Annotated in this window: 26 protein-coding genes; 18 read left to right on the top strand and 8 right to left on the bottom strand. The window is 68.7% G+C overall.

Going from position 1 to position 22,423, the window contains the following annotated elements:
• The first annotated feature begins 326 nt into the window (after positions 1-326).
• The 5 genes from G3I77_RS38430 to G3I77_RS38410 all read left to right on the top strand — a co-directional run bounded on the left by G3I77_RS38430 (position 327) and on the right by G3I77_RS38410 (position 4,046).
• Positions 327-803 carry a hypothetical protein gene (locus tag G3I77_RS38430; RefSeq protein ID WP_248511597.1) on the top strand — a complete coding sequence of 159 codons (477 nt, stop codon included), beginning with the start codon at positions 327-329 and terminating at the stop codon, positions 801-803.
• A gap of 523 nt (positions 804-1,326) precedes the next feature.
• Positions 1,327-1,548, top strand: a complete 222-nt coding sequence (locus tag G3I77_RS38425) for a hypothetical protein (RefSeq protein WP_248511595.1) — start codon at positions 1,327-1,329, stop codon at positions 1,546-1,548.
• A gap of 161 nt (positions 1,549-1,709) precedes the next feature.
• Positions 1,710-2,246, top strand: coding sequence for an RNA polymerase sigma factor (locus tag G3I77_RS38420; protein WP_248511593.1), 537 nt, complete (start codon positions 1,710-1,712; stop codon positions 2,244-2,246).
• A complete protein-coding gene (locus G3I77_RS38415) occupies positions 2,243-2,917 on the top strand; it encodes a hypothetical protein (RefSeq protein ID WP_248511591.1) in 675 nt (224 codons plus the stop codon). Before G3I77_RS38420 ends, G3I77_RS38415 begins: the two co-directional genes overlap by 4 nt.
• A gap of 562 nt (positions 2,918-3,479) precedes the next feature.
• On the top strand, positions 3,480-4,046 hold the full coding sequence (locus tag G3I77_RS38410; RefSeq protein ID WP_248511589.1) for a hypothetical protein: 567 nt from the start codon (positions 3,480-3,482) through the stop codon (positions 4,044-4,046).
• A 115-nt stretch (positions 4,047-4,161) separates the two neighbouring features.
• On the opposite strand, the gene G3I77_RS38405 is transcribed toward G3I77_RS38410, so the two are convergent.
• From G3I77_RS38405 to G3I77_RS38385, 5 genes are all read right to left on the bottom strand, one after another.
• Complete coding sequence (locus tag G3I77_RS38405; protein WP_248511587.1) at positions 4,162-5,169, bottom strand: DUF6292 family protein; 1,008 nt, start codon at positions 5,167-5,169, stop codon at positions 4,162-4,164.
• Between the two features lie 85 nt (positions 5,170-5,254).
• A complete protein-coding gene (locus G3I77_RS38400; RefSeq protein ID WP_248511578.1) occupies positions 5,255-5,809 on the bottom strand; it encodes a helix-turn-helix transcriptional regulator in 555 nt (184 codons plus the stop codon).
• Between the two features lie 147 nt (positions 5,810-5,956).
• Positions 5,957-7,348 (bottom strand): DnaB-like helicase C-terminal domain-containing protein, encoded by a 1,392-nt coding sequence (locus G3I77_RS38395; RefSeq protein WP_248511577.1) that lies wholly within the window; start codon positions 7,346-7,348, stop codon positions 5,957-5,959.
• A gap of 82 nt (positions 7,349-7,430) precedes the next feature.
• A complete protein-coding gene (locus G3I77_RS38390; protein WP_248511575.1) occupies positions 7,431-8,480 on the bottom strand; it encodes a hypothetical protein in 1,050 nt (349 codons plus the stop codon).
• Between the two features lie 272 nt (positions 8,481-8,752).
• A complete protein-coding gene (locus G3I77_RS38385; RefSeq protein ID WP_248511603.1) occupies positions 8,753-8,980 on the bottom strand; it encodes a helix-turn-helix domain-containing protein in 228 nt (75 codons plus the stop codon).
• Between the two features lie 208 nt (positions 8,981-9,188).
• Between G3I77_RS38385 and G3I77_RS38380 the strand changes: the two genes are divergently transcribed.
• Both G3I77_RS38380 and G3I77_RS38375 read left to right on the top strand, forming a co-directional pair.
• Complete coding sequence (locus G3I77_RS38380; RefSeq protein WP_248511573.1) at positions 9,189-9,833, top strand: HAD family hydrolase; 645 nt, start codon at positions 9,189-9,191, stop codon at positions 9,831-9,833.
• A 4-nt stretch (positions 9,834-9,837) separates the two neighbouring features.
• On the top strand, positions 9,838-10,677 hold the full coding sequence (locus tag G3I77_RS38375; protein WP_248511572.1) for an NAD(P)-dependent oxidoreductase: 840 nt from the start codon (positions 9,838-9,840) through the stop codon (positions 10,675-10,677).
• A gap of 7 nt (positions 10,678-10,684) precedes the next feature.
• On the opposite strand, the gene G3I77_RS38370 is transcribed toward G3I77_RS38375, so the two are convergent.
• The 3 genes from G3I77_RS38370 to G3I77_RS38360 form a co-directional block, all read right to left on the bottom strand.
• Positions 10,685-11,254 carry a chloramphenicol phosphotransferase CPT family protein gene (locus G3I77_RS38370; protein WP_248511571.1) on the bottom strand — a complete coding sequence of 190 codons (570 nt, stop codon included), beginning with the start codon at positions 11,252-11,254 and terminating at the stop codon, positions 10,685-10,687.
• Positions 11,251-12,288, bottom strand: coding sequence for an AAA family ATPase (locus tag G3I77_RS38365; protein WP_248511570.1), 1,038 nt, complete (start codon positions 12,286-12,288; stop codon positions 11,251-11,253). The genes G3I77_RS38370 and G3I77_RS38365 overlap by 4 nt, the downstream gene beginning before the upstream one ends.
• A 182-nt stretch (positions 12,289-12,470) precedes the next feature.
• Positions 12,471-13,223 (bottom strand): GntR family transcriptional regulator, encoded by a 753-nt coding sequence (locus G3I77_RS38360; RefSeq protein ID WP_248511569.1) that lies wholly within the window; start codon positions 13,221-13,223, stop codon positions 12,471-12,473.
• Positions 13,224-13,604: 381 nt separating this feature from the next.
• Between G3I77_RS38360 and G3I77_RS38355 the strand changes: the two genes are divergently transcribed.
• The 11 genes from G3I77_RS38355 (at position 13,605) to G3I77_RS38305 (ending at position 22,392) form a co-directional block, all read left to right on the top strand.
• Positions 13,605-14,393 (top strand): hypothetical protein, encoded by a 789-nt coding sequence (locus tag G3I77_RS38355; RefSeq protein ID WP_248511568.1) that lies wholly within the window; start codon positions 13,605-13,607, stop codon positions 14,391-14,393.
• A 325-nt stretch (positions 14,394-14,718) separates the two neighbouring features.
• Positions 14,719-15,015, top strand: a complete 297-nt coding sequence (locus G3I77_RS38350; protein WP_248511567.1) for a cytochrome P450 — start codon at positions 14,719-14,721, stop codon at positions 15,013-15,015.
• Between the two features lie 146 nt (positions 15,016-15,161).
• Positions 15,162-15,632, top strand: coding sequence for a hypothetical protein (locus tag G3I77_RS38345; RefSeq protein WP_248511566.1), 471 nt, complete (start codon positions 15,162-15,164; stop codon positions 15,630-15,632).
• Positions 15,632-15,832 carry a hypothetical protein gene (locus G3I77_RS38340; protein ID WP_248511565.1) on the top strand — a complete coding sequence of 67 codons (201 nt, stop codon included), beginning with the start codon at positions 15,632-15,634 and terminating at the stop codon, positions 15,830-15,832. The genes G3I77_RS38345 and G3I77_RS38340 overlap by 1 nt, the downstream gene beginning before the upstream one ends.
• Positions 15,825-15,995, top strand: a complete 171-nt coding sequence (locus G3I77_RS38335) for a hypothetical protein (RefSeq protein ID WP_248511563.1) — start codon at positions 15,825-15,827, stop codon at positions 15,993-15,995. The genes G3I77_RS38340 and G3I77_RS38335 overlap by 8 nt, the downstream gene beginning before the upstream one ends.
• A gap of 150 nt (positions 15,996-16,145) precedes the next feature.
• Entirely contained in the window at positions 16,146-16,724 is a 579-nt protein-coding gene (locus tag G3I77_RS38330) for a hypothetical protein (protein WP_248511561.1), read from the top strand.
• A gap of 37 nt (positions 16,725-16,761) precedes the next feature.
• A complete protein-coding gene (locus G3I77_RS38325) occupies positions 16,762-17,868 on the top strand; it encodes a hypothetical protein (protein ID WP_248511559.1) in 1,107 nt (368 codons plus the stop codon).
• A 228-nt stretch (positions 17,869-18,096) separates the two neighbouring features.
• Positions 18,097-19,680, top strand: a complete 1,584-nt coding sequence (locus G3I77_RS38320) for a hypothetical protein (RefSeq protein WP_248511557.1) — start codon at positions 18,097-18,099, stop codon at positions 19,678-19,680.
• A 183-nt stretch (positions 19,681-19,863) separates the two neighbouring features.
• Positions 19,864-20,811 carry a bifunctional lytic transglycosylase/C40 family peptidase gene (locus G3I77_RS38315; protein WP_248511555.1) on the top strand — a complete coding sequence of 316 codons (948 nt, stop codon included), beginning with the start codon at positions 19,864-19,866 and terminating at the stop codon, positions 20,809-20,811.
• A 1-nt stretch (position 20,812) separates the two neighbouring features.
• Positions 20,813-21,085 (top strand): hypothetical protein, encoded by a 273-nt coding sequence (locus G3I77_RS38310; protein WP_248511552.1) that lies wholly within the window; start codon positions 20,813-20,815, stop codon positions 21,083-21,085.
• Positions 21,086-21,087: 2 nt separating this feature from the next.
• Positions 21,088-22,392, top strand: a complete 1,305-nt coding sequence (locus tag G3I77_RS38305; protein ID WP_248511550.1) for a hypothetical protein — start codon at positions 21,088-21,090, stop codon at positions 22,390-22,392.
• Positions 22,393-22,423 lie beyond the last annotated feature (31 nt).

Genomic DNA, 22,423 nt, shown 5'->3' with positions numbered 1-22,423 from the left:
CGCTGGGGTACGGCTCTCGCTCCATGGCCGTATCTCAGCATGCACATGCCCAGCGGATGGCCCGCCCGACGATCAGTACCTCGATCGAGCGATCACGAACCGAGAAAGATCGGACTTAACGTCCACTCAGAAGCCCGGGCCGGGAGGAGGAAGCGTTCCGGTTGCTCCGCGCCCTGCTGAGGGAGTCCGTGATCGATCCCCTCAGTCGGCAGGAGGGGGGCTACTTCATCCTGCAGCGCCCCACCTCGCGGCCAGAACCCCGGTCTGTTCCCTTGCTGCCGGAGCCGGCAGGGACCGCCGGGGGGACGTCCGCGCACGATGGGCTTGTGTCCACCATGTCCGCGGACAGCTCGGACAACCCGCCGACCAGGGAAAATGCTGTCCGCCCGGCGTCCGCGGACAGCCCGCAGCCCAAGGTGCGTTACGTGCCGGCGCCACCTTGGGTGGCAGTAAAAGACGGCCTGGTGTCTCTCGCGCTGCTCGGCTGGACAAGCAGTCTCGCCTCTGGTCTCACCTACCGCCGCTGGGCCAAGATCGGGGTGTGGGAGCTCACGCTCACGATCGGATGGGCGTCGTTCCTGCTCCTGGTAGCTATCGCGCTGTGCCTCCCCCTGCTGCTCATGAGCAACTTCACCTACATACGTAAGGGGGTGTCTCGCGATCCCTCCGCTGCGTCCTGCCTCGTGCTCGCACTCACGATCCTGATGACACTGGTATGCGTGATCATCTCGTTCTTCGATCCGGAGCTGCTGCCGTGGATCGGCGAGTGGGGAAAGACCCTCAGCGACACTTTGCTCGCTTGAGAGTCCGCACGGTGTTGGTCGCTTGTGCGGGGCGCGGTGCCCGGTCTGCAATCGATCACACGCACTGTGATGTGTGTCACACAGGCGTCTGCTTTTGACAGCGCGTCACGTCGTAGTGGGTGAAGGCGTCTTGCTTGCGTCCTCATACGGGCCCGCCGTGCTGCTTTGGGAAGAGTCATGGACGGCGGGCCCGACAAGCCACACGCACGCCTGGGTGTGCCGTCCGCCACACTTTGTCGCCCTGTCCGGCGCCATGCGGGCACCTCTCCCGGTCCGTGACCGGCGCAACGCAAACTTGCATACCGCCAGGACGCGTCCTCGACTGCCTCGTCATCCCAGGGCACGATGCACTCGTACTGTCAACTCGGGCCTCCGCAACGACTCTTCCACCAGCACCACCTCGCAGCGGGCCCATGATCAACCGAGGACGCAAGTGAGTAATCGATCTCTGCCGCGAGCTGCCCAGGCGGCCGCGTGCGCGGACACCGCAGGGTCGTGGCGTCGCCGCGGCCGCCGCGGAGTCGTGATCACCATCATCGTTATCGAGATCCTGCGGATCGCTCACGGCCAGGTGCTGTGGGACAACCCGCTGGAGAGCATGCTGGCCGCGGCGGTCGGTCTGCTGACGCTGGAGATGGTCGCCGGCGCGGCAGGCGCGCTCGGCCGGCTGCTGCGGCGCCTGGTGCCCGAGCGCGTCGTACTCGAGCGCAGGAACGGCAAGCGGCGGCTCGCGTTCGGCTGGTAACGATGGCTGCGAACAAGCAGCTCGCTGATGCCCAGGCCGCGAATGCGGCCTGGGCATCAGCCCTGCCCCGTCAGAACGCTGCCCCCGACCCACGACCGGACTCACAGGCCGCGCCGCAGGACAAGCCCCGGACTCTGAACGGGACAGAAGGGCTGCAGCTGTTGCTGGATCTGCGGCCGCAGCTGCTCCGCTACATGAGGACGCAGTTCGGCTTCAGCCCGGAGACCGCCGAGGACACCCTCGCCGGAGTCGGGGACCGCTGGATGCAGCGACTGCGCAGCCCGGAGCCTTTCGAGGTCGGGCAGCCAGAGGCCTATCTGAAGGCCGCCACACGGTGGGCGGCCATCGACCAGCTGCGTCAGGCGAGTCGCCGGCAGGAGATCCTCGTCGACAGCAACGACTGGGACACCCTGGAGCCCTACATCGAGCACACGCCGTCTGCCGAGGACGTCGCCGCTTCCAGCGAGTTCGACCCGGAGCTGGTCGCCAAGGTGCGCAGCCTGCCGCACATGCAACGCCGGGTGATCGAGCTGTCGTACCTCGAGGACCGTTCCCTGGGTGAGACGGCCGAACTTCTCGGCCTTACCCGTGCCACCGCGGCGCGGCACCGCCTGCGCGCGCTGAAGGCACTGCGGGCCATGTACGCCAACGCACAGCGGTCGAGCAGGGCGTCCCGACCGTCACGGGAGCAGTCATGATCGACTTGCGGGCCATGCTCACGGGCGAGGTCACCGTGACCGCCGCCGTCAAGCTGGACACCCGCAGGCAGCTGGACGCCCTCAAGCCCTTCTTCAAGGAGGAACACACACGGGCCAAGCAGCATCCCCTGGCCCTCACCACCGGACTCAGCCGCCGCGAGGCCGAAGCCCGGCGGGGACAGTGGAACGAACGCAAAAAGCAGATGCGCCGCGAGGGAACATTGATCGACAGCTTCAACGCGCTGGTCACCGCAGGGCTGTGCCAGGAGATCGACCAACGGGGATGGAACAGCCCCTGGGACCCCTTCCCCCACCAGGCCCGGGCACAGGGCCGCTCACCCGGCTCTCCCAACGGTGTGTGGCACGAGCCGGTGACCGTCCGGCTGCCCACCGACCTGGTCAACACCGTCTATGCCGCCTGCTGGCACACCTCCAAGGACGCGCGGGACCAGCTCGAGGACTGGCAACAGCGCCATCCCAAAGCACACCCCACCCACAGCACCCGCCACAACTGCACCGAAGCAGAGCGCGCCGAGTTCGAGGCGATCCGCTCACGCATCACCCACCGGGGAGACATCTGGCGCGCCGCAATCCTGCGCGGGCTCCACACCGCCTACCGCCTTCAGACGGCCGCCGGCGACGCCCCGGAGCCGGACACCCCTCACATCTGACTCCGACCGGCAAGAGGGCCTGTTCCAGGAGTGCGGCGAAGTGGGCTGGGCGGTGAGAGACGCTGGGCCGGGCGGGCAGCCGGTAGGCCGCGCAGCGGGCCCGGCGAGGGTGGTGGCAGGGCGAGCGTGCAAGCACGCGGTCGGGGAGCGCAGCACTCCAGACACGCCCCGGCGGTGCAGCGGGCCGGGCCCCGGCCCGCTGCACCCGACTGGAACGGGCGTCGGCGCGGCGGCGGGCTGCGGCGCGCCGTGCTGCGCCCCCGGAACGCCCGTGCTATCTCGGGTGTTGAGCGGGCGAAAGGCGTGTTGACCGAACCGCCACCCGACGTCGAAGAGGAGACGAGCGACCTGGTCCTCCGCCTCTACACCCTCGCGCAGGAGCGCCCGCTCGCCGCCCTCGGCGCGCTTCGCGACCTGGAGCGCAGCTACGTACCGGGGCCCCGGTCCCACGACTCTCCGGGCCCCTTTCTGGCTCCGGGAGTGACGGCCCCGACCAGAGGGGCCGGTGATGGTGCCCGGCCGGGCACCCACTCTCATACTGAGGGGATAGAAGGTGATCAGAATGCGAACCCGGAACCTTATCGTCACGGCGGCCAGTGCGGCGGTTCTGGCCGTGGGAGGGGTTACCGCGTGCGGCGGCACCCCTGCTCAGGACAAGGCGGACCTCCCCGTGACTACGACAACGGACCTCCCCGTGACTACGGCAGAGGAACAGCCCACTCGTCAGTCTCCCCCGACGCTCCGCGTCGGCGAGACCGTTACGGCCTATTACCAGCCCGCGTATGACGAGCCAGATCAGCCGATCAAGGTCACCTTGAAAGACCTGGTCGAGGTAGCCAACGAAACACCCGGAAAAACGAGCTACGCGATGACATTCCGCGTAGAGAACACGGGTACGGCCACGTTCCTCCCCTCACTTCTGGATGGAGGCACGTGGGAGAGCGAGGACGGCCGGTTGGTTGACTCCGTGAGTGTGGTAGGCCTCGAATACGAGGACTTCGTCCAAGAGATCCCGCCCGGCAAGTACGCCATCGGCACGCCGGTTGTGGAAGTCCCGGAAGGCAAGGGAACGCTCCACTTTAAGGACACGGGCACATCGCCCATGTTCGACGTCCCAGTGAACGGCTGAGCACCCATCTAAGCCCTCCGGACACCGTCCCGCGTGGTGTCCGCTGCCTCACCGGGCACGGCGCGGGCCCCAGGGTCGTCCTGGGGCCCGAATCGGTGGGTGCGGCGGGGGACGGTCAGCCGGTGGCTTCCAGGGCCTTCACGAGGTCGGCCGGGTCGGGGGTGATGCCGGTGGCGAGGTGGCGCACGCCAGGGCCCGGCGGGGGCCAGGCTGCGTCCCGGCCGAGCGGATGGCGACGCGAGGTCGAGGTGCGCCAGCCGTGCCGCTCGGACCACACCAGAGCCACAGCCGGCGCTTCGGGGCCGTCCAGGACGAGCGCGGCAAAGCACTCGTCGCCCTGGGGGTGCTCGACGGCCGGCGGGGTGTCGGTGGTGGTCCAGCCGCGTGCGTGCAGGGCACGGGCGACGTCGGCGAGGTAGGGGCGCGCCTGGCGGCCGCGCACGATGGCCCCGGCGCGGATGCCCGCGCGGCGGGTCAGTCCAGCCGGATAGCCGAGCGCGGCGGCGGCCTGCGCGGCCGTGACCCCGCGCTGCTCCATCACGCTGGCCATCCGCTCCGCGCGCAGGGCTGTCAGTGCGGCCTGGGCCGTGTTGCGGTGCACGCCGAGCTGTTCGGTGACCCCGGCCGCAGTGAGGGCGGGATCGTCGTCCAGGAGCTGCCCGACGCGCGCCGGGAGAAGGTCGCGCGGGACTTGGTCACCGGCGCCCGCCGGGCGGCCTCCGCCTCCGCCGGTACGGGGGCGGGGGGCAGGGGTGTAGTCCCGCACGATGCCGCGGGGCCAGTGCTCGACGCCGCCGACGAGCACCATGTGCTCACTCACCGACGGGGCCTTCTTGCGGCGGTCCCATGCGTGCAGGGGGATCCCGCTCAGCGCGGCAGCCTCCTGACGGTCCAGCAGGTCATCGTCATCGTCCGCCGTCGGCAGCGCCGGAACGGGGCGCCCGGCGAGGTAGGCGTCGACCTGCTCGCCGTCGTAGAGCCGGGTGCGGCCCGCGCTCAGCGGCGCGGGGAACCCTTCGGCCTGCAGGCGGCCCGAACTGAGCAGGGTCGGCACGGCGATGCCCTGCTGCGCGGCGATGTCGGCGAGGGTGCGCACCAGGTGCCGGCGTCCGGCGCGGATCATCTTTGGTCCTCCCAATCCGGTGAACACCGGAGGTCGAGAAAACGGTAGCGCGATTTCACTACCGCCAGGGGCGGGCAGCAGCCGCCTACAGGTCGAATTCCATCTGCTCGATGTCGGTGAACTCGACGTCCAGGCCCTGGGCGCGGCGCCCGCCGTCCTGGAAATACACCTCGCCGAGCGCCTGGCCCGCGAGGTCGCGCAGCTGCTGCTCGCTGGCGCCCGCGTCCTGGGCGTCGAACAGGCGGGCCGCGTACTGCGGGGGCAGGGCGAGGGTGATGTGCCACAGGCGGGCGTCATCGGTGGTCCCGGAAGCGGCCGTGAAACCGAATCGGGCCCGCACGTCGATGACGACGCCCGTGCTGGTGGCTGCCTGCTTGCGGGCCTGGGCGCGCACCCGCGGCTGCCAGCGCTCGCGGACGGCGTCGGCCAGGCGCTGGGCGAGGTCGGCGCGGGGCCGGCGGATCTGGTCTTTGACGTACCGCTCGACCGTGCGCTGCGAGACGCCGAGGAGTTGGGCGGCGGCGCGGGTGCCCTTGAGCTGCTTGACCAGGTAACGCATCTGCGCCCCGGCGCTCTTGGGGATGGGACGGGTGAATGCCTGCTGCACGGCCCGGTTCAGACCGTCGTCCACGATGCCCATGCGGGCTCTCCGTTCATGATCGGCTGCGTGGTCCGCTGTGGGGCGATCACGGCCGGGCCGGGGGAAGTGCCCGGCCGGGCTGTGATCGCTCCGCACAGCGGCACCCAGGGGGTTTCCTGCGCCCTCAAGGGGCGTTGGGGGGGTGGGTCAGGTGTGGGCCATGTCGACGAACCGGGAGTAGTGCAGCTGGCTGGCGACGGTCACGCAGGCGGTGGGCCCGAACCGGTTCTTCTCGATGACCAGGTCGACCTCACCGGCACGCGGTGACTCCTTGTCCTGCGCGTCGGGCCGCTCGACCTTGATCACCACCGATGCGTCGTTCTTGATGGCCCGGGACTCGCGCATCATCCCGTCGTCGTTGAGCTGGGACAGGGCGATGACGTGGCAGCCGAGCTGGACGGACAGGTTTTTCAGGCCGCGGGAGACGGCCGCGACGGCCTGCTCGCGGGTGATGTTGCGCAACTGCTCGGTCTCGACCAGCTGCACGTAGTCCACGACCAGGAGGCCGAGGCCTTCGGCACGGGCGCTGGCCCGCGCGGCGGAGGCGATGTCCCCCAGGGACGCCCCGTCGGGCCGGTAGACCCGCAGCGGCAGCTTCTGGAACAGCTTCGGCCCCAGGGCATGGATGGTCTCCCACCCTTCCGGGGTGAGGCCACCCTTGTGGGTCAGGTGGTGCAGGGCGAGCTTCCCCTCAGCGGCGGCGATCTTCTGCATCAGCTCGGTGCTGCTCATCTCCAGCGAGGAGAACATCACCGGGGCGCCCGTCTTGGCGGCGGCAACAGCCATGTTCAGCGCGAGCGTGGACTTGCCCACGCCGGACTGCGCGGCCACCACCGTCACGTTGCCCGGCTGCATGCCCGAGGTGAGGATGTCGAGGTCGGCGAACCCGTAGGTCAGGCCCATCCGCCGGCCGTTCTGGATGTCTTCGGTCTCCGCGACGAAGTCGAGGTAGAGGTCACCGACCACGGGCGGCGCCTCCTGCAGTCCCGGGGTGCCCGCGACGATGTCGGTGAGCTGCTGCTCGACCAGGGCGCGCACCTCGTCCTCGTCACCGGCCTCGCTGAAGGCGTACTCGAGGATGCGGTTGGCCGACTCGATGACCGACCGCCGGTAGGCCTTGGCGCGGACGATCTCGGCATAGCGCGGCCCGTTGGCGGTGGTGGGCGCGGCCTGGACACAGACGTGCAGGTACGGGGCACCGCCGACACGGGCCAGCTCCCCCCGCTCGGTCAGCGCATTGGCGACGGTCACCGGGTCCACGGGCTCGCCCGCCTGGTGCACCTCCAGGATCGCGCGGTGAATCATCTGGTGGGCGGGCCGGTAGTACTCCTCCGCGGCAAGACCCGTCTCCAGGATCTCGCCGAAGAACCGGTAGGAAGCGCTCTTCGGGCTGCCGGACAGCAGCAGCGCTCCGATGACCGCACGTTCGGCATCGAGGTCCTGCGGCGGCATGCGGGTAAACGCGGCCGGCTGCTTGCCCTCGCGTTCGAGGTCGTCACTGGGGGCGTCGTGGCTTTGAGCCGGGATGCTGGTAGACACTGGAAGTCTCCTGGTCGGTGTAAGCAGTCAGGGGATTCGCGGGCCGCTCCCCTGCACGGGAGCGGCCCGCACTGCTGTCTGGTCAGACAGGCACGGTCATCGCGCAGTCCACGCAGCCCCTGCGGTAGCGCGCCGGGTGATCCGGACACCGCTCAGCGGCAGCGCCCTGGTCCCGGCCGGCACCCGTGACGATGGCGTAGAGCGGAAGATCCCTGATCCGCGTCGGAACCAGCGACGACGCCCGCTTGAAGCCCTGCGGATCCCGCGTGACTTCCCGCGCCAGAAGCACGGAGTCGACCTCGAAGATCGACGGCCAGCCCTGCTCAGCCATCGACCGCAGCAGCAGCGGCGCGTACTTGCGGGCCGACGCCGCGCCCATGTGATGCGGCGGGCGCAGCTGCTGCAAGAACGACTCCGCCGCGTGAAGGTCTTTCGGGGCGAAGCCACCCGCCCCCTCCTCCCGCTGTGACGGAAGCGACCCCGAGGAGTCAGTGAGGGGGTAGGGGGAGGAGGTAGTTACCTCCTCCGGGGGGTGTGGGGGGTGAACGCCGGATCGCGGGATTTCCGCTTTCCGGCTCTGACCAGGCGAAACGCGGGTTTCCGGATCGCGGGTTTTCCGCGATCCGGCTCCGGATCGCGGGTTTTCCGTATTTCGGCTCTGACCAGGCGAAACGCGGGTTTCCCGCGATCCGGAGGGCTGGGAATCGCGGGTTTCCCGCACTTCGGCGCTGACCTGCTGCGATGCCGCGATACCCAGGTCGACGTACTGCTCGTTGTTCGCAGGGTTCCGGTACACCCGCGTGACCCAAGTGGGGCGCTGCGTGGTCTCGTCGTAGACAGGCATGCGGGCGAGGTGGCCGGCCTTCGTCAGACGTGCCGCGATGGCGTTGAACCGGTCCTTGCCCATCTTCCAGCCCTGCGCCTGCATGTCCCGGCGGATGGCCTCCATGGTCGACGGAAGGCGAGGGTCCCGCAGCAGCAGTTCTGACAGGACGCCGATGTCTTCGGGCTGCAAGCCCGGCGTGCGCACCAACTCGCGGCGCAGAACGACTTCCTCAGGCGGCTCCCAGCCGCGTTCGAGGTAACTGGCGCCGAAGTCGTCAGATGACGATGGACGCTGTGGGCTGTGCAATGTGGTGCATCTCCCCTGGTCGGGGAGCCGCGAACGGAGAGTGTGACCTAAGTGGACCCCCGGAGTAGTGGCGTTGCGCAATCTCTTGCGCATACTCTGGGTATAGGTGACTGCGCGGGCCCTTGGGCCCACGGGCACCACCCCGGCGAGGTCACCTCACCGGACACGACTCAAGGGTTGGCAAGCTCGATTGAGTCGGACTTGGAAGCGGCTCCTGTTGTGGCGACAGGGGCCGCTTCGCATTTACGGGGGGCGGCTCGGCATTAGGTCCCTCATCCTGCTTGTTGCGTCGGTTCGAGCGGCTTGGCAGCCTCTGGGTGCTTTGCTGCCCATCCGTTCAGCAGGCGGACGTAAGCCTCCAGGTGGCGCCGCCGAGGCTTCGCCTGGCCGGTCTCCCAGCGGTGGAACGCAACGCGGGTCACGCCGAAGACTTCCGCAACTTCGTCCTGCGTCAGGCCATCGGCCTTCCGAAGTCGCGCACGGACGTCCGGCGGCGGCATTAGGTCCGGTCGCGCGAGTAGAGCCTCGACTGCATCAAGTAGCTCAGACACTGCTCCCCCTCTCCTCACGTGATCCAGAACTATACATAACTCTCCACTCGCAACAGGCGAGTTGGCCGCGTGTCACTGGAAGGCCTTGCGTTCTGTAGAGCTGTAGGCCCTCAGGGCCCATTCTGGGAGCCGGTGAGTCCGGGCTAAGGTCATCGGCATGCCATTCGCCCTCTTCGACCTGGACAACACGTTGGTCGACCGGCAGTCGGTGTACGGAGATGCCGTGGCCACTCTCTGCCGTAGGCGGACCTTCGGTCCAGAGGTTGAGCAGTGGCTTCTCACCGAGCTGGCAGACCGAGCGAACCTCATTGACTTCGCCCGGCTCCGCACCGCGTTTGACTTGGAAGCCTCTGCAGCAGAGCTGTGGCAGGAGTACGTCACCCTGACGGCGGCCGCGGTCACCTGTCGCCCTGCTGTCCTGAAGGGATTGGCCCGCCTGCGAGCCGCATCCTGGACGATCGGCATCGTCACCAACGGAGCCTCGGACATCCAGCGTGCCAAGCTCACCGCGACCGGCCTTATCGATCTGGTCGACGGCGTCGCGGTCTCCGGTGACCTGGAGATTCGCAAGCCCGACCCGCGATTGTTCGAACTCGCGGCGGTTCGCAGCGGCACGACGCTGGCCGACGGCGGCTGGATGATCGGTGACAATCCCGCCGGGGACATCGGCGGCGGTCACGAGGCCAGCCTGCGCACAATCTGGTTGCGTGGCCGGCCCTGGCCCGACGGACTCCCCGCCGCGCACCACGTTGTCGACGACGTCACCGACGCCATCACCATCCTGCTCACCGAGACGGAGTAGCACCGTGGGCCAACCGACCGTCGGCATCCTCCACCCAGGCAGCATGGGCGCCGCCGTTGCCGCCTGCGCCGCGACCCACGCGGCCGCAGTCCTGTGGTGCGAGGCCGGGCGTAGCCCCGCATCCGCAGCGCGCGCCGGACGGTTCGGCCTGACGGTGGTACCCACACTGCGGGAATTGTTGGACCGCAGCGACATCGTCATCAGCCTCTGCCCGCCGGCTGCCGCTGAGGGCCTAGCCCACGATGTTGCCAAGCACCGCTTCGACGGGGTGTACCTGGAGGCGAACGCCATCAACCCCGAGCGGACAGCGCGGATCGCCGAACTGTTCGAACCAGCCGCGACTGTCGTGGACGGCGGCGTCGTCGGCTCTCCACCCGTGCGCGGCAAGACACCGGTTCTGTATCTGTCGGGCCCGGATGCCGCGACCGAGCGAATCGAGGGGCTCTTCGCGGGCACCGCCGTGGAGACGAGGACGCTGGGTACGGAGGTTGGGAAGGCGTCTGCGCTGAAGCTGTCGTACGCCAGCTTCCAGAAGACGTCGCGGGTCCTGGTGGCGCTTGCGGTCGGCATGGCGCGCGAGCACGGCGTCGACCAAGAGCTCATCGAGGTCGCCTCGCGGCGCACCGACTCGTACCTCTCCGAGCCGCAGTACGTCGCCAAGACGGCGGCGCGCGCTTGGCGCTGGGGCCCGGAGTTGGAGGAGGCCGCCGACGCGCTCGCGGCCGCCGGCCTCCCGCCGGAGATGCTGCGCGCGGCCGCGTCCACGCTGGCACGGTGGAACGACGTCAAAGACGACAGCGAGCTCATGCTCACCGATGCCCTGGACAGACTCGCCCAGCCGTAGCCCCCGCTCATGTCGTCGCTGCTCCCACCCGCCGCGCCAGCAGCTGGTCGATGAGCCGCGCTGCGTCCTGCGGATTCGCTGCCGTGGTATCCACGGTGAGGTCCCAGGCCAGGTCCGGGTGTGCGTCCAGGTCCTCGCGGGTCGCGTCCCATGCCGCCAGGCGCGCGGTGGTGTCGGCGTCGCCGCGCCCCGTGGACCGCTGGGCGGTCACCTCACGCGGGCACCACAGCAGCACCACCGACCAGTCGGCTGGGTAGCCCTCGAGTAGAGCGCGGATGCCTTCGACCTGTCCGAGGTGCACCACAGGCACCCCGGCCGCGAAGGCCGCGTCGACGCCGGGCCGGTCGATCACGTACGTGTTGCCGTACCTCGCGTTCGCGTAGACCACGTCGCCCGCGGCCTCCAGCCTGTGCAGCTGCTCCGCTGTGCCCATCCGGTATCCGGCGGACTTGCCGGTCCCGACCTTGAGTCGCGCGAACTGCGCGTACTTCGAGTCCAGCTCGGTGAGCGCGGTGGTGACGGTGTCCTTGCCCGACGCCGGCGGGCCGTACAGGATCACGCCCTGCTTCGGGTTCACGCGTACATCGCTCCCATCGCCTGTCGGGCCTGGTCCGCGAGGCTGACTGCGGTCCCCAGCCGGTTGTCGACGACCAGATGCGGGACTGCCGGGCGCAGATCCAGGTCGATCGTGGCCATGTACTCGTCCCAGCGCTGGAGCTTCCACGCGTCCCGGGCAGCGGAGCGGAAGGTGATGTACTCCCGCATCGACTCCTCATCGCAGCTGACCCAAACCGGGAAGACGTCGACACCCATGGACGCGGCCCGATTGGACAGGCGCTGCATCCAGGCCGCGTTGGTCATCTCCGCGATGAAAGGAGCGGAAAGCACGGTGCTGATCCCGCATTTGATGTTGGCCATGGCTGACTGCATGAGGCAGTCGTACTCCATCGACCGGACACGATCCCGGTAGAGCTCGGTGTGCCGGTCGTTCGGGTCGCCGCCCAATGCGACCAGGAGCCGTTCCACCAGCGGCCGGGTGAGCGGGTCTTTGTCGAGCAGCGGCCAGCCGGTGAGCTGGACGAAGAACCTCGCCAGCTCCGTCTTGCCGCTCCCGGCGTATCCGCCGACCAGGATCAGTACGGGGCGGTGCGGGTCGCCTCCGGTATGCCTGCGCTTCCAGGCGTCGATGATGCGCTGCTGGAGAGCGAAGTGCCCGGCGTCTTCGCTGCCGGGCGAGATGCGGTGGATGGCCCGCTCCACGGCCAGGACGTGCGCGCCGTTGAGGCGGTCTTCCATCGGGGTGAGCTTGAAGGACGTCTCTTCGCCGGGCAGAGCGGTTCGGAAGCCGAGGTCCGGCTCGGTGGCCCGGTAGAGAAGGCAATAGGCACGCCGGTAGTGCGGACCGGGGTAGACCTCGCCTTGCTCGTGCTGCCACAGAGTCTGAGGATTCGCGGCGGGGATGCCCTTCAGCTTGGCTTGCTCAGCGACCTCCCGCAGCCGCTCGCCGGCCTTTTCCAGGGTCAGGCCATGAGCCTCCCGCTGCTCGCGCAGCCGGTCCGGCCGCCACCCTGCGCGCTGCTTCCCCACCCCGTGGCCCTCCGTCATCGTCATGGCCGCGAGCCTAGGGCTCGGGCTCCAAATCCCATGTGTACGCGGATGTTGAAAACCCGTGAACGACGTTGTGTACCAGCTTCGACAAGGCGTTGTGATGTTGAGTTTCGGCGCTCGCGGGTGTGATGGCTCCCACACAGGGACCAGGCATGAGGGGGCTCGAGATGGGAGAGCTGAGACGCTCAGGCATCAAAGGCGTAGTCCAGCACGTAGGCCGCGCTGTCCATGGTCATCTCGTTCACTTCGACAGCCTGAAGGTCAGCGCTGAAGGCTGTGCGGCATACCTTGATCACCGGGCGTTCCAATGGCATGGCCAACCCTTCGGCCTCTGCTGCCACAGGAAGCCGACAGCGAAGTTCCTCGCGGAAGTGCGCGGGAGCGTGACCGATCTCTGCGAGCCGGGCATACGTTCCACCTTCCCCAGTGTCGACGCGCATGATCGCTGTGCCTTCGGCCAGCTCAAGAGGCAGGTACGAAGTTGCGAGCATGACCGGTCGGTTGTCCAGCACGTAGCGTCGGGAACGAGCACAGACAAGATCGTTTTCTTCGAGGTCCAACATCCGTGCGATGTGCGCCGGAGCCGCCACGGTGTCGACGCTGACATCGATCGTGACCGGGCGTTCCTCATCGGCCGACCAAATGGACTTGCCTGCGCCCCACTGCTCGCGAGCAAGTCGCTGAATGCCGTGCCGTCGGATTGGACGGAACTCGATGACACGGGCGCCGGCGCCCTTCTTGGTCTCGACCAGGCCTTCGATTCGCAAGATCTTGAGTGCCTGTCGAGCTGTGAGCACGGCGACTTCATATTGGGCGGCGAGCGCGCTCTCCCCCGGCAGTCGATCGCCGGGAGCGTAGCGGCCAGACTCGATTGCCGACTTCAGATCGTCAGCGATCCGCTGGTACTTCGGCCTCTTAGGGCTCGTGTCACTCGTCATGCCTCTCCCTACCTCGTTAGCGATCCTAGGGCCGCTGAGTACCAAGCCGTCGGAGGGGCATCGCCTGATCCGCTCTAGGACTCTTCTTAGAGTATCTCGTTAGCGAGGTCACTTGACATCGTTAGCGAGGTACCGTCTACTGATTGTGGCACCTCGTTAACGAGGTGCCAAGAGTCATCGCAGAACGTCGTCCGCCCTCGGGCGGCCGGGGTTGAGAGCACCATCAAACTCCCCCGGGCCTGACAGCACGACAGCTGCGCGCACGTCGCAGCGCTGTGCGCTGTCTGTCCTGCGGGACGCCCGGGTTGCTGGGCGGCCTGGAGGGCGGAGAGAGCATCGCGACGCGCTCCCTGCCTGCCTCTCCGTTCGTGAGGAGTTCAGATGCCCACACCGACTATTGAGCGCACTGCCCGTCCCCGAAGGAGCCGGACCCGCTCCCGCACCGTCAGCCCTCGCCCGGCGCTCGTCATCTCCACACTCAAACCCCATCAGTACGACCTGCGTCCCGCCTGTGCGTCGCTGATCTGCCCCGACTGCAAGACGTGGGTGCCGATCACCGGCGTTCAGGCAAGAGTGCAGAAGCTCGTACCGCATGACACCGGCACTGCCGGGAAGGACGCTGCGGTTCGCTGCCCGGGCAGCAACCGCCTGGTCAGCGTCGATGTGGCGTTCGAGGTGTGGCAGAGGCGCCTGGAGGACGGCGGTGCGGAGGCCGCTGGCCGTCGCTCCGCGCGTCAGCACTACAAGCCGATTCCGGCTCCGGCCAAGCCGGTCACTCAGATGTCCCCGGCGGCTATGAGCGTGTCCGACGCGCTGACCGCTTACCGCGATCACCTGAGGAAGTGCCGGGCCAGCAGCATGGCCGGCCGCTGTGGCGGCACTCGTCGCTGCGCCGAGGGAGCCCGGCTCGCCGCGCACTATGCGGAGTTGACCCGCACCCAACCGCTGCGCGAGCACGAGGCCTGGGTCGACGCGCTGCTCGCCCGCCGTCGGTCGACCACGGCATGGGCCAAGCAGAGCGAGGCCACGGCCAGTCCGAAGGCGACGGCCAAGCGGGGCGGGACGGCGGTTGAGGAGGCGAACAACAGCTGCCGGCACCGTTTGCCCGGCACGGTCTCCGACTACCGCGGCCCGCAGGTGCCGACGCAGCCGGTTCACATCGCGTCCTGAACTACCGCAGGCTGCGCTGCCCGCCGTCGATCGACTCGCTTCACCGCGAGCCGGTGGTCGGCGGAGTGCGCAGGACGCACTCACGCGACGAACCCCCAGGGATTGCCCCCCTGGGGGTTCTTGTCGCAGGTCACCCTTCGCGAGAGGACGACCCACCAATGCCCAGCATGACAGCCCCCGTTCGGGGGGACAGCAGGCCGCCGCTGCCCAAACGTCCCCAGCCGCATGAGCGGGACGGACGCCAGCCTCAGACTGGCGGCGGTCGGCCGCACCCCCAGCACGCGCACGGCACGACGACCGACGCTCGCCTGATCGGAGTTGCAGCATGATGCCCACCACCATCGCCCTGCCCAGCACCGACCAGGAGATCGGCCCTCGCCGCCCCGGCGCCATCTACCAGAACACCGACGGCCGCTTCGAGGTCCTGGCGCTCATCACCCACCCGGGCGAGGCCGCCAAGCTGCTGCGCCGGGACAGCGCGCGGTGGGCGGTCATCGTCCGCGACACCCTGCGCCCCGACGGTCAGCCCTTCGCGGTCGGCTCGGTGTGGACGACGTCGGACTACCTCATCCGCTCTGCCAAGGAAGCCGCGCCGTCGGCTGCATTCGCGCCTGCTGCCTGACGACCCGCCACGGTCCCTCCCCCACCCCACCAGAGCGTCAAGGGGTGGGAGAGGGGCCGTGGCTGGCCGTCCGACCAGCCAGGAGGTGACAGCCCCGGAAGGTGAGAGCTCCGGGGCTGTCTGGTCAACGGACAACGGAGGTCCCTTTGACCACAGCGATCATGACACGTGCCGCGGCCGGCGTGACAGTGGCCGCAGTCAACCCGGAGTACGCGTGCGACCGGTGCGGCAACTGGCACACCGGGCCCTGCTCCGCCAGCGCGCACCGCCAGCTCGGTGTGCTCCTGGCACGAATGGTGCGCGAGTCCGACGCGCGCATCCCCACGGAACGGCGGGCGCGGCGCACGCTGCAGGAGATGGCGCCCGGCTACGAGCGCCAGCCGGTGCTGACCCTGCACCGGCCGGTGATGGCGGATGACGCGTGCCCGCTGTGCGGCCGGTGGTCGTGCAACGGCAGCGACTGCCCGCCCTCCTCGACCGCTCCTACCCCCGCACTGGCCCCGGCGGGCAGCGGCAACCAGTGTTCCAAGTGTGGCGGATGGTTCGGTGTCACGGCCGAGCGGCCCGCCCCGGCGACCGCTTGGACGTGCGACGCCTGCAGCGCTCTTGGGCTGTGATGGCGCACCTCATACAGGCGGCCCGGGCAGCGCAGCAGCGCGCCGCCCGGGCCGCCGCCGCGGTCGGCTCCCACCACCCCCTGGCCTGCCTGCTGCTCGCGGCCGCCGCGATGGCAGCCGCAGCGGCGTGGGAGGCAGGCCACCGCGTCACCGACCTTCACCCGCCCCGCCGGCACCACGAAAGAGCACCCCGTGCCTGACGACCTGTACCAGCGCTACCAAGCCGCACACCGCGCCCACCAAACGCACGCCAAGACCTGCACGTCGTGTACCGACCACGACCGCTGTCCCACCGGGGCGCGGCTGTGGGAGTCATTCGAGCGGCTGCAGGACGCCTACCTCCAGCGCAAGCGCCCCCGCTGAGCCATCCCACTCAGCCGTCATCGCCACCTCTGGCGGCTGCCTGACCCGCCCGGCCCCTGGCTCGCGTGCCCCTCACGCCGAGCAAGGGGCCGGGCGCGGTCCAGGGGAGCCGGACAGCCCGGACCACCTGATCCGACAGGAGACATGCCCATGCACGCCAACACCACCACCCTCGCCCCCGCCTCCACCTCGACCGCGTCTGTGGTGTTCGCCGACGAGACGCTGCGCAAGACCGCTGCTCTCGTCGCCGACGCCTACCGGCCGGTGTGGACGGGCCCGTCCGGCGAGGAATCCTCCGGCGAGGCCGTGGCCCGCCACTTGGAGGCCACCGCCGAGCTGCTCGACAAGGGCGGATGGATCCGTACCTACGACTACAGCAGCGACTGGACGAAGGGCACGGACGCCGCCGACGAGGACTCGATGACGGTCAAGGACATGCTCAAGTCGCTGCTGCGCATGGCCCGCGACAGTGTCGGCACCGACCCGCGCCGCACGCTGCGCACCGCCCTGCGCCACGTGGGAGAGGGCAGCCCACACGGCGACACGGACACCGACACCGTCGCCTGCGAAGTCCTGGACCTGCTGATCAAGGCCCACACCGGATCCAGCGACGCCCGCGCGGTGCCGTGGTCGGAACGGCTGCACCGCACCCACGCCGACATCAACGCCCTGCTGGCCGCCGGCGCCCGCTTCGCCCGCACCTACGGCCCCGCTGCCCCGAACTGCTGACAACCCGGCACGACCACTCACAACAGAAGGGACAGACGTGAACAGCATCAAGAACCTGGGGGCGAAGGCCTCCGCGCGCGGGATGGTGCTCGCCGTCCTGGGCGTCATCACCCTGGGCGTGGCCGTGCTGTCGGTCGGCGTCAGCTACCACATCCTCGAACCCCGCTTCGGGGCGTGGGCGGTGCCGACCGTCGGCGCTCTGGACGCGCTGTGGGTGGTCTTCCAGGCAACGGAGATCCTGGCCCGCAACAACCGGCTGCGCGCCCAGCGCGTGATGTACGCCGGGCTGGCCCTCACCCTCATCAACGCGGCCATCCCGACCGCTGATCTGATCGTGTCCGACCCGGACACCTTCGACCTGGCCATGGTCCTCACCCCCATCGCGATCGTCGCGACCAAGGGCGCATGGTGGCTCACCCTGCCCGCGCTCGGGCGGAAGATCTCCGACCAGACCCAGCAGGCCATCGCCGAGCGGCGTCAGGAGGTCGCCGACAAGCTGGAGACGATGGAGGCCGACGCCGCCCACCGCATCGAGCTGCTGGAGATGGCCACCGCGTTGGAGCAGCGCGTAGCCAAGGCTGAGACCGAGTACCGCCTGTCGGTGCTGGCCGCGCAGGAGTCCATGACCCGCGACCTGCATGAGCAGGCCGAAGCCACACAGAAGGCCATCACGGAGAAGATCCTGCCGGCCGCCGTGGCGGCCATTGCGCTGCCGGACTTCGACACCTGGACGCCCACCGCGCCCGCCCTGCCCACGACCCGTGCCGCCCTGGAGCCGGGCGTCACGGGCAGTCACGCAGGTCAGGACACTGCCCCGTCCGGCCGTCACAGCGAGCGTCACGGTGGGCGTGACGCCGAGCGTGACGCCGTCGCCCTCGCCGACCTCGCCGCCGTGACGGGCGTGCCCACGCCCGAGCCGGGCGAGCCGCTCACCGACGAACAACTGGACGTGGTCCTGCGGCACCTGCGCTACCGCGACGACCCGCCCATGTCCTACCGCCAGGCTGTCGCCGCCTTCCGCCGCGCGGAGTTCGTCGGCAGCGAGAAGCGCGTACGCCACGCCTGGTCCGCGCTGATGACCAAGGAGGGAGCCCCGACGGAGGAGAGCGAGAAGGACGACGAGGACGAGGAGGCGGACGCCTGACAGAGGGCGACCGCCCCGTTTCCCGGCACCACCAGTGAGGGCCAGCCCGCAACCGCGGACTGGCCCTTGCTGCGACTGCCGGAAGCCCAACACGCAGTCGAAACAGGCGCATTCGGCGAGTGACTCGGCGAGCGAACGAGCAGTTCGCAGACCCGAGAGAGCAGACCCGACACGCCACGCGAGGAAGACCCGTGAATCGAAAAGGCGTGCGAGCTATGGTCCGCGCCCGTGATCAAGACACCCGAAGGAGAAGGGGTGGCCAAACAGAAGAACCAGCAGGAAGAGGAGCTGTACGCGCAGGCGGCCGGCGCCATCGGCACGCTCGCCATCGCGGCCGGCGTCCTGGCAGCCATCAAGGACAAGCTCGGCCTGTCCTGGCCTGCCACCCTCGCCCTCACAGCCGGGGCACTCGTCGCCCTCGGGTACGGCGTCTGGAAAGCCAGAACCGGCCTGCAACGCCTGATGGCGGGACGCCAACAGCCCGCCGCAGCCCTCAAGCAGCAGGGCCTGGCGGCGCCCGCGCAAGGCGCCCAGGAAGGCGCAGAGACCTTGGTGCTTCCCACGGCCATGGGCCGGCTCCTCCAACGGCTCCAGGTACCCGTGGAGTCCGTGGAAAGCGTCCCGCACCCCACCGGTGAGGGGCATATGGTCCGCGTCGCTGCACCGCACACCACCGCAGCCGTCACCCGGGTCCGAGAGGAGATCGCCTCAGAGCTGGACATCACTCAGGAAGAGGTCAACTTCGCGCGGGTCGAAGGGTCTATCCGGAACGTGCGGGTACTGATCGGCACCCCGTACACCCATATCCCGGAGCTGCCCGACCTGACTGGCCTGGACCTGGACGCGGACATTCCTCTCGGCTACGACCTGTGGGGCAATATCCTCACGATGCCGTCCCCCATCGGCAAGCATTTCCTGGTCGCAGGGGAGACCGAGGGCGGCAAAACCTCGTTCCTGAAGTTCCTGGCCTACCTGTTTCTGATGGCGGGGGGTCGCCTGGTCATCGTCGACGGCAAACCCGACGGCGACTACGCCGACTTCCAGCAGGCCTGCGACTACTACGACAACTCCCTGACACACAAAGGCGTCATGGGCGCTTTGGGCTATGTGCGGGAAGTTGCGGAACGGCGCGGCCGGTCGAAACGAGACGGCAGCCGTCCGGAACCGATGCTCGTCATCATCGATGAAATCCTCACGTTCAAGGAGGATCCTGCGGAGGGGCGAGAATTTGAAAGCGCCCTAAAATTGACAGCGTCCCAGGTGCGTTCGGCGCGCATTCTCGTGGCGTGTGCGACGCAGCATCCGCGTGACGATGTCATTTCCACTGTCATCAAGAACAACCTGACCGTGCAGGTCGCATTCAAAGTCATGTCGCAGGCGGCATCGAAGATGATCCTGGGTACCGTCCCGGAAGGCGTGAACGCGGAACTTCTTCCGGCGTCGGCGCGGGGGACATTCATCATCAAAGACTCCCGTGGAGTCCGCGAAATGCGGGGCCTGTTCATCACCGACGACATGATCCAGCAGGCGGTCAAAGCCCGCCTGGACGCGACGGAACCGAACGAGCACGCCAAGGCCGTGCTGGCCGCCTACGGAAATGCGGAATTTCTGACCACGGAAGAACTCGCGCAAGCGTTGCGCGGCTGCGGATACGAAATCCCGGACGGAGCGCAGCCGATGGGCGTAGCCGTCCGCGACGTGATCGTCAAAGGGTTCGGGGCGGCGCCGGACGTGGTGCAGGGCGGCCCTTCCAGTGCCCGCCGCAAAGGCCGCCGCAAGGCCGATCTGCTCGCCCTGCTCGCTCGCACATGACCTCGCCCAGCGCTCGCACACCACTCGCTCACACAGCGTCGGTGTGCGGACCGTGTGCGAGCCCCTGAGCGAGCCCCTGTGCGAGCACTGACCAGCGAAAACACCCACAACCCCTCGAAGGGAGGGATGACGCTCTTGAGAGCCTCCACAGCGGCTGTCGTGGGCATAGGAGCCACCGCGGCCGTGATCGTGGCCGCGCTCATGCAGGGCGCCGGCGACAACCCGATAGGAACGGCGCTCAGCCTGGCCGTGCCGGCCGAGTACCAGGACCTGATCGAGGACGCGGGAACCACCTGCCCCGAAGTCAGCCCCAACCTGCTCGCCGCACTGCTGACGCAGGAATCGGGATTCAACCCGAAAGCCACGTCACCGGTCGGCGCGCAGGGAATCGCGCAGTTCATGCCGTCCACGTGGGAAAAGCACGGAATCGACGGCAACGGGGACGGGAAGCGCAACGTTTTCGATCCCGGAGACGCGATCCCGTCGTCGGCCAAGTACCTCTGCACGATCGCCGAGGAAGTGAAAGACGTCCCCGGCGACAAGCAGAACAACATGCTGGCCGCGTACAACGCGGGCAGCGGCGCTGTCCGCAAATACGGCGGTATCCCGCCGTACAAGGAAACCCAAAACTACGTCCGCTCGATCACCGCCCTTTCCCGCAAGAACACGGGCGGCGGCGGAACGGCATCGGCGAACCAGGCTGTCACCGCCGTGAATGCGGCGCAGGGAATGCTGGGCAAGCCGTATTCGTGGGGCGGCGGGAACGCGAACGGGCCCAGTACGGGCACCTGCTGCTCACCCAAGGGGCGTTCCGGAAAGAGCATCACCGGATTCGATTGCTCCGGACTCACGCTGTACGCCTACGCGAAAGCCGGTATCAGTCTGCCCCGCACCGCGGCTCAGCAATACGCTGCATCAAAGCCGGTGAAGCGAGAGCAGGCAAAGCCCGGCGATCTCGTCTTCTACGGCTCCAGCGCCACCGCAATACATCACGTCGGAATCTATGTCGGCGGCGGCTACATGATCGACGCCCCCCGGCCCGACACCAAGGTCCGCTTCTCTCCGTTGGATTCCATGAGCGACCTCTACGCGTTCGCACGTCCCGTTTCATCCACCCAGAAGGAGATCTGAAATGCGTCGCATCATCCTCGCCAAGCCCGTCGACATGTCCGAGGGTTTCAAGGACTTCTTCGACACCATCGGCCTGACCGGCGGCGGCCTGGTCACCAAGGGCATCGCCGCCGTCATCGCCGTGATCGCCGTGCGGATGCTGCTGCAGCTGTCCAGCGACCCCAAGGGCGCGCTGCGCAAGGGCGGTATGGCCATCGGCACGCTGTTCGTCGCCGTCGTGCTGGCCCTGTACGGAGACACGCTCTTCTCCACCGTCACCGAAGCCAAGGGCTGACCGTGGCAGACAAGGACAACTGCAGCCTGCTGGACGAGCCAGCACGGTCCGTCTGTGAAGGCGACACAGGCGGAGACGGCGGAGGAGGCGGAGGGGGCGGCGGCGGTGGTGGCATCACCGACGGAGCCGTCACCAGCGTCAAGGAACTCGCCGACAGCTTGATCAAGCACATCACGGCGCAGTTGGCGCCGGGCAAGACGTGGGCGCCGGAGAAGGCCGACAGCGGGATCTATGCCGAGTTATTGTGGCTCGGCCAGCACCTGACTGTGGCCCTCTTCATCTGTGTCGTCGTCGTATGCGCCCTGACCGCTTGGCAGGGCGCACCACGGCTGCGACAGATGGGCGCCTCAACAGGTTGGGCCCTTGCGGCAGTCGCCGGCATGGCTTCGATCCCTGGAGCCGTGATGTTGCTGAACAAGGCTGTGAGCGCGGCATTCACGAGTGCGTTCAACAGTGACGAAGCCACCCTGTTCAAGACCATCTCCGACGATATGGAGCACGGCGCGGACGCGAACAATCCGCTCGGGATTTTGATCATCATTGCTGCGCTGGTGGTCGCCCTCGCCTTCTCGGCGCTGGTGTTCATGACGCGTCAGCTCGGAATCCTGGTGTTCGTGTGCATGGCGCCGTTGGTGCTGGCATCGCTGGCACGCGGCGGCGATACGTCTGCTGTGCGGGCGTGGGCGGGGAGGTTGCTGGGGCTGATGTTCGCGCCCTTCGCCCTGCTGCTCGTCGCTCCGTTCGTGAAGTTCGCTCAGGGCTCGCTGGTGGTCGACGCGGTGCTCCTGGTCGCGGCGGATGCGCTCATGCTTCGCATGATCTTCCACGGTGTGCCCTACATCGGCCCGAGGGTGGCCGGTGCAGCGCGGGCCCTGGTGGAGAGCCGCACGGATCATCCGCTGGCGCGGGCTGTCGTGCGGGCCGGGGCACCGACCGTCTACGAGCAGGAGAACCTCCCGCGCGGTCCGCGCACGGTGGACACACCGGGCCGGGCCGTCTCGCAGGACGGTGGGGTGCTCCTCGCCGCGTACGGCCTCAAGCAGCAGCAGCGGCCGGGGCATCTGACCGCCGCGTCGATGGTCGCGAAGGCCCACCACGAGGCGCCCCGCAGGGCCCAGGCCGCTCAGGCCCGCCGCGAGGCATGGGCCGCCGCATCACAGCAGGTCTCCAACCCGCGGGCTACCGGGGGACCGACGCCGGCCCCTGCACCCAACCGCCCGGCCCCGCAGCCGCCGGCACCGCCTGCCGGGCCGGGCACCGCCCCGGCGCCCCGGCCGTCGGGACCAACCCGGCCGAACAACCCGTAGAGGCCCGATCGCCTGGCCCCGGCACACCCGC

Source organism: Streptomyces sp. D2-8 (assembly GCF_023184515.1).
In the GTDB taxonomy this organism is placed as follows: Bacteria; Actinomycetota; Actinomycetes; order Streptomycetales; family Streptomycetaceae; genus Streptomyces.
The sequence above is the reverse complement of the archived record's forward strand: the minus strand, read 5'-3'. Positions and strand labels throughout refer to the sequence as shown.

Excerpts from the sequence above, each read along its gene's own strand:
- G3I77_RS38415 (WP_248511591.1), top strand. The coding sequence starts at position 2,243 with ATGATCGACTTGCGGGCCATGCTCACGGGCGAGGTCACCGTGACCGCC.
- G3I77_RS38410 (WP_248511589.1), top strand. The coding sequence starts at position 3,480 with ATGCGAACCCGGAACCTTATCGTCACGGCGGCCAGTGCGGCGGTTCTG.
- G3I77_RS38405 (WP_248511587.1), bottom strand. The coding sequence starts at position 5,169 with ATGATCCGCGCCGGACGCCGGCACCTGGTGCGCACCCTCGCCGACATC.
- G3I77_RS38400 (WP_248511578.1), bottom strand. The coding sequence starts at position 5,809 with ATGGGCATCGTGGACGACGGTCTGAACCGGGCCGTGCAGCAGGCATTC.
- G3I77_RS38385 (WP_248511603.1), bottom strand. The coding sequence starts at position 8,980 with ATGCCGCCGCCGGACGTCCGTGCGCGACTTCGGAAGGCCGATGGCCTG.
- G3I77_RS38380 (WP_248511573.1), top strand. The coding sequence starts at position 9,189 with ATGCCATTCGCCCTCTTCGACCTGGACAACACGTTGGTCGACCGGCAG.
- G3I77_RS38365 (WP_248511570.1), bottom strand. The coding sequence starts at position 12,288 with ATGACGATGACGGAGGGCCACGGGGTGGGGAAGCAGCGCGCAGGGTGG.
- G3I77_RS38360 (WP_248511569.1), bottom strand. The coding sequence starts at position 13,223 with ATGACGAGTGACACGAGCCCTAAGAGGCCGAAGTACCAGCGGATCGCT.
- G3I77_RS38355 (WP_248511568.1), top strand. The coding sequence starts at position 13,605 with ATGCCCACACCGACTATTGAGCGCACTGCCCGTCCCCGAAGGAGCCGG.
- G3I77_RS38350 (WP_248511567.1), top strand. The coding sequence starts at position 14,719 with ATGATGCCCACCACCATCGCCCTGCCCAGCACCGACCAGGAGATCGGC.
- G3I77_RS38340 (WP_248511565.1), top strand. The coding sequence starts at position 15,632 with ATGGCGCACCTCATACAGGCGGCCCGGGCAGCGCAGCAGCGCGCCGCC.
- G3I77_RS38330 (WP_248511561.1), top strand. The coding sequence starts at position 16,146 with ATGCACGCCAACACCACCACCCTCGCCCCCGCCTCCACCTCGACCGCG.
- G3I77_RS38310 (WP_248511552.1), top strand. The coding sequence starts at position 20,813 with ATGCGTCGCATCATCCTCGCCAAGCCCGTCGACATGTCCGAGGGTTTC.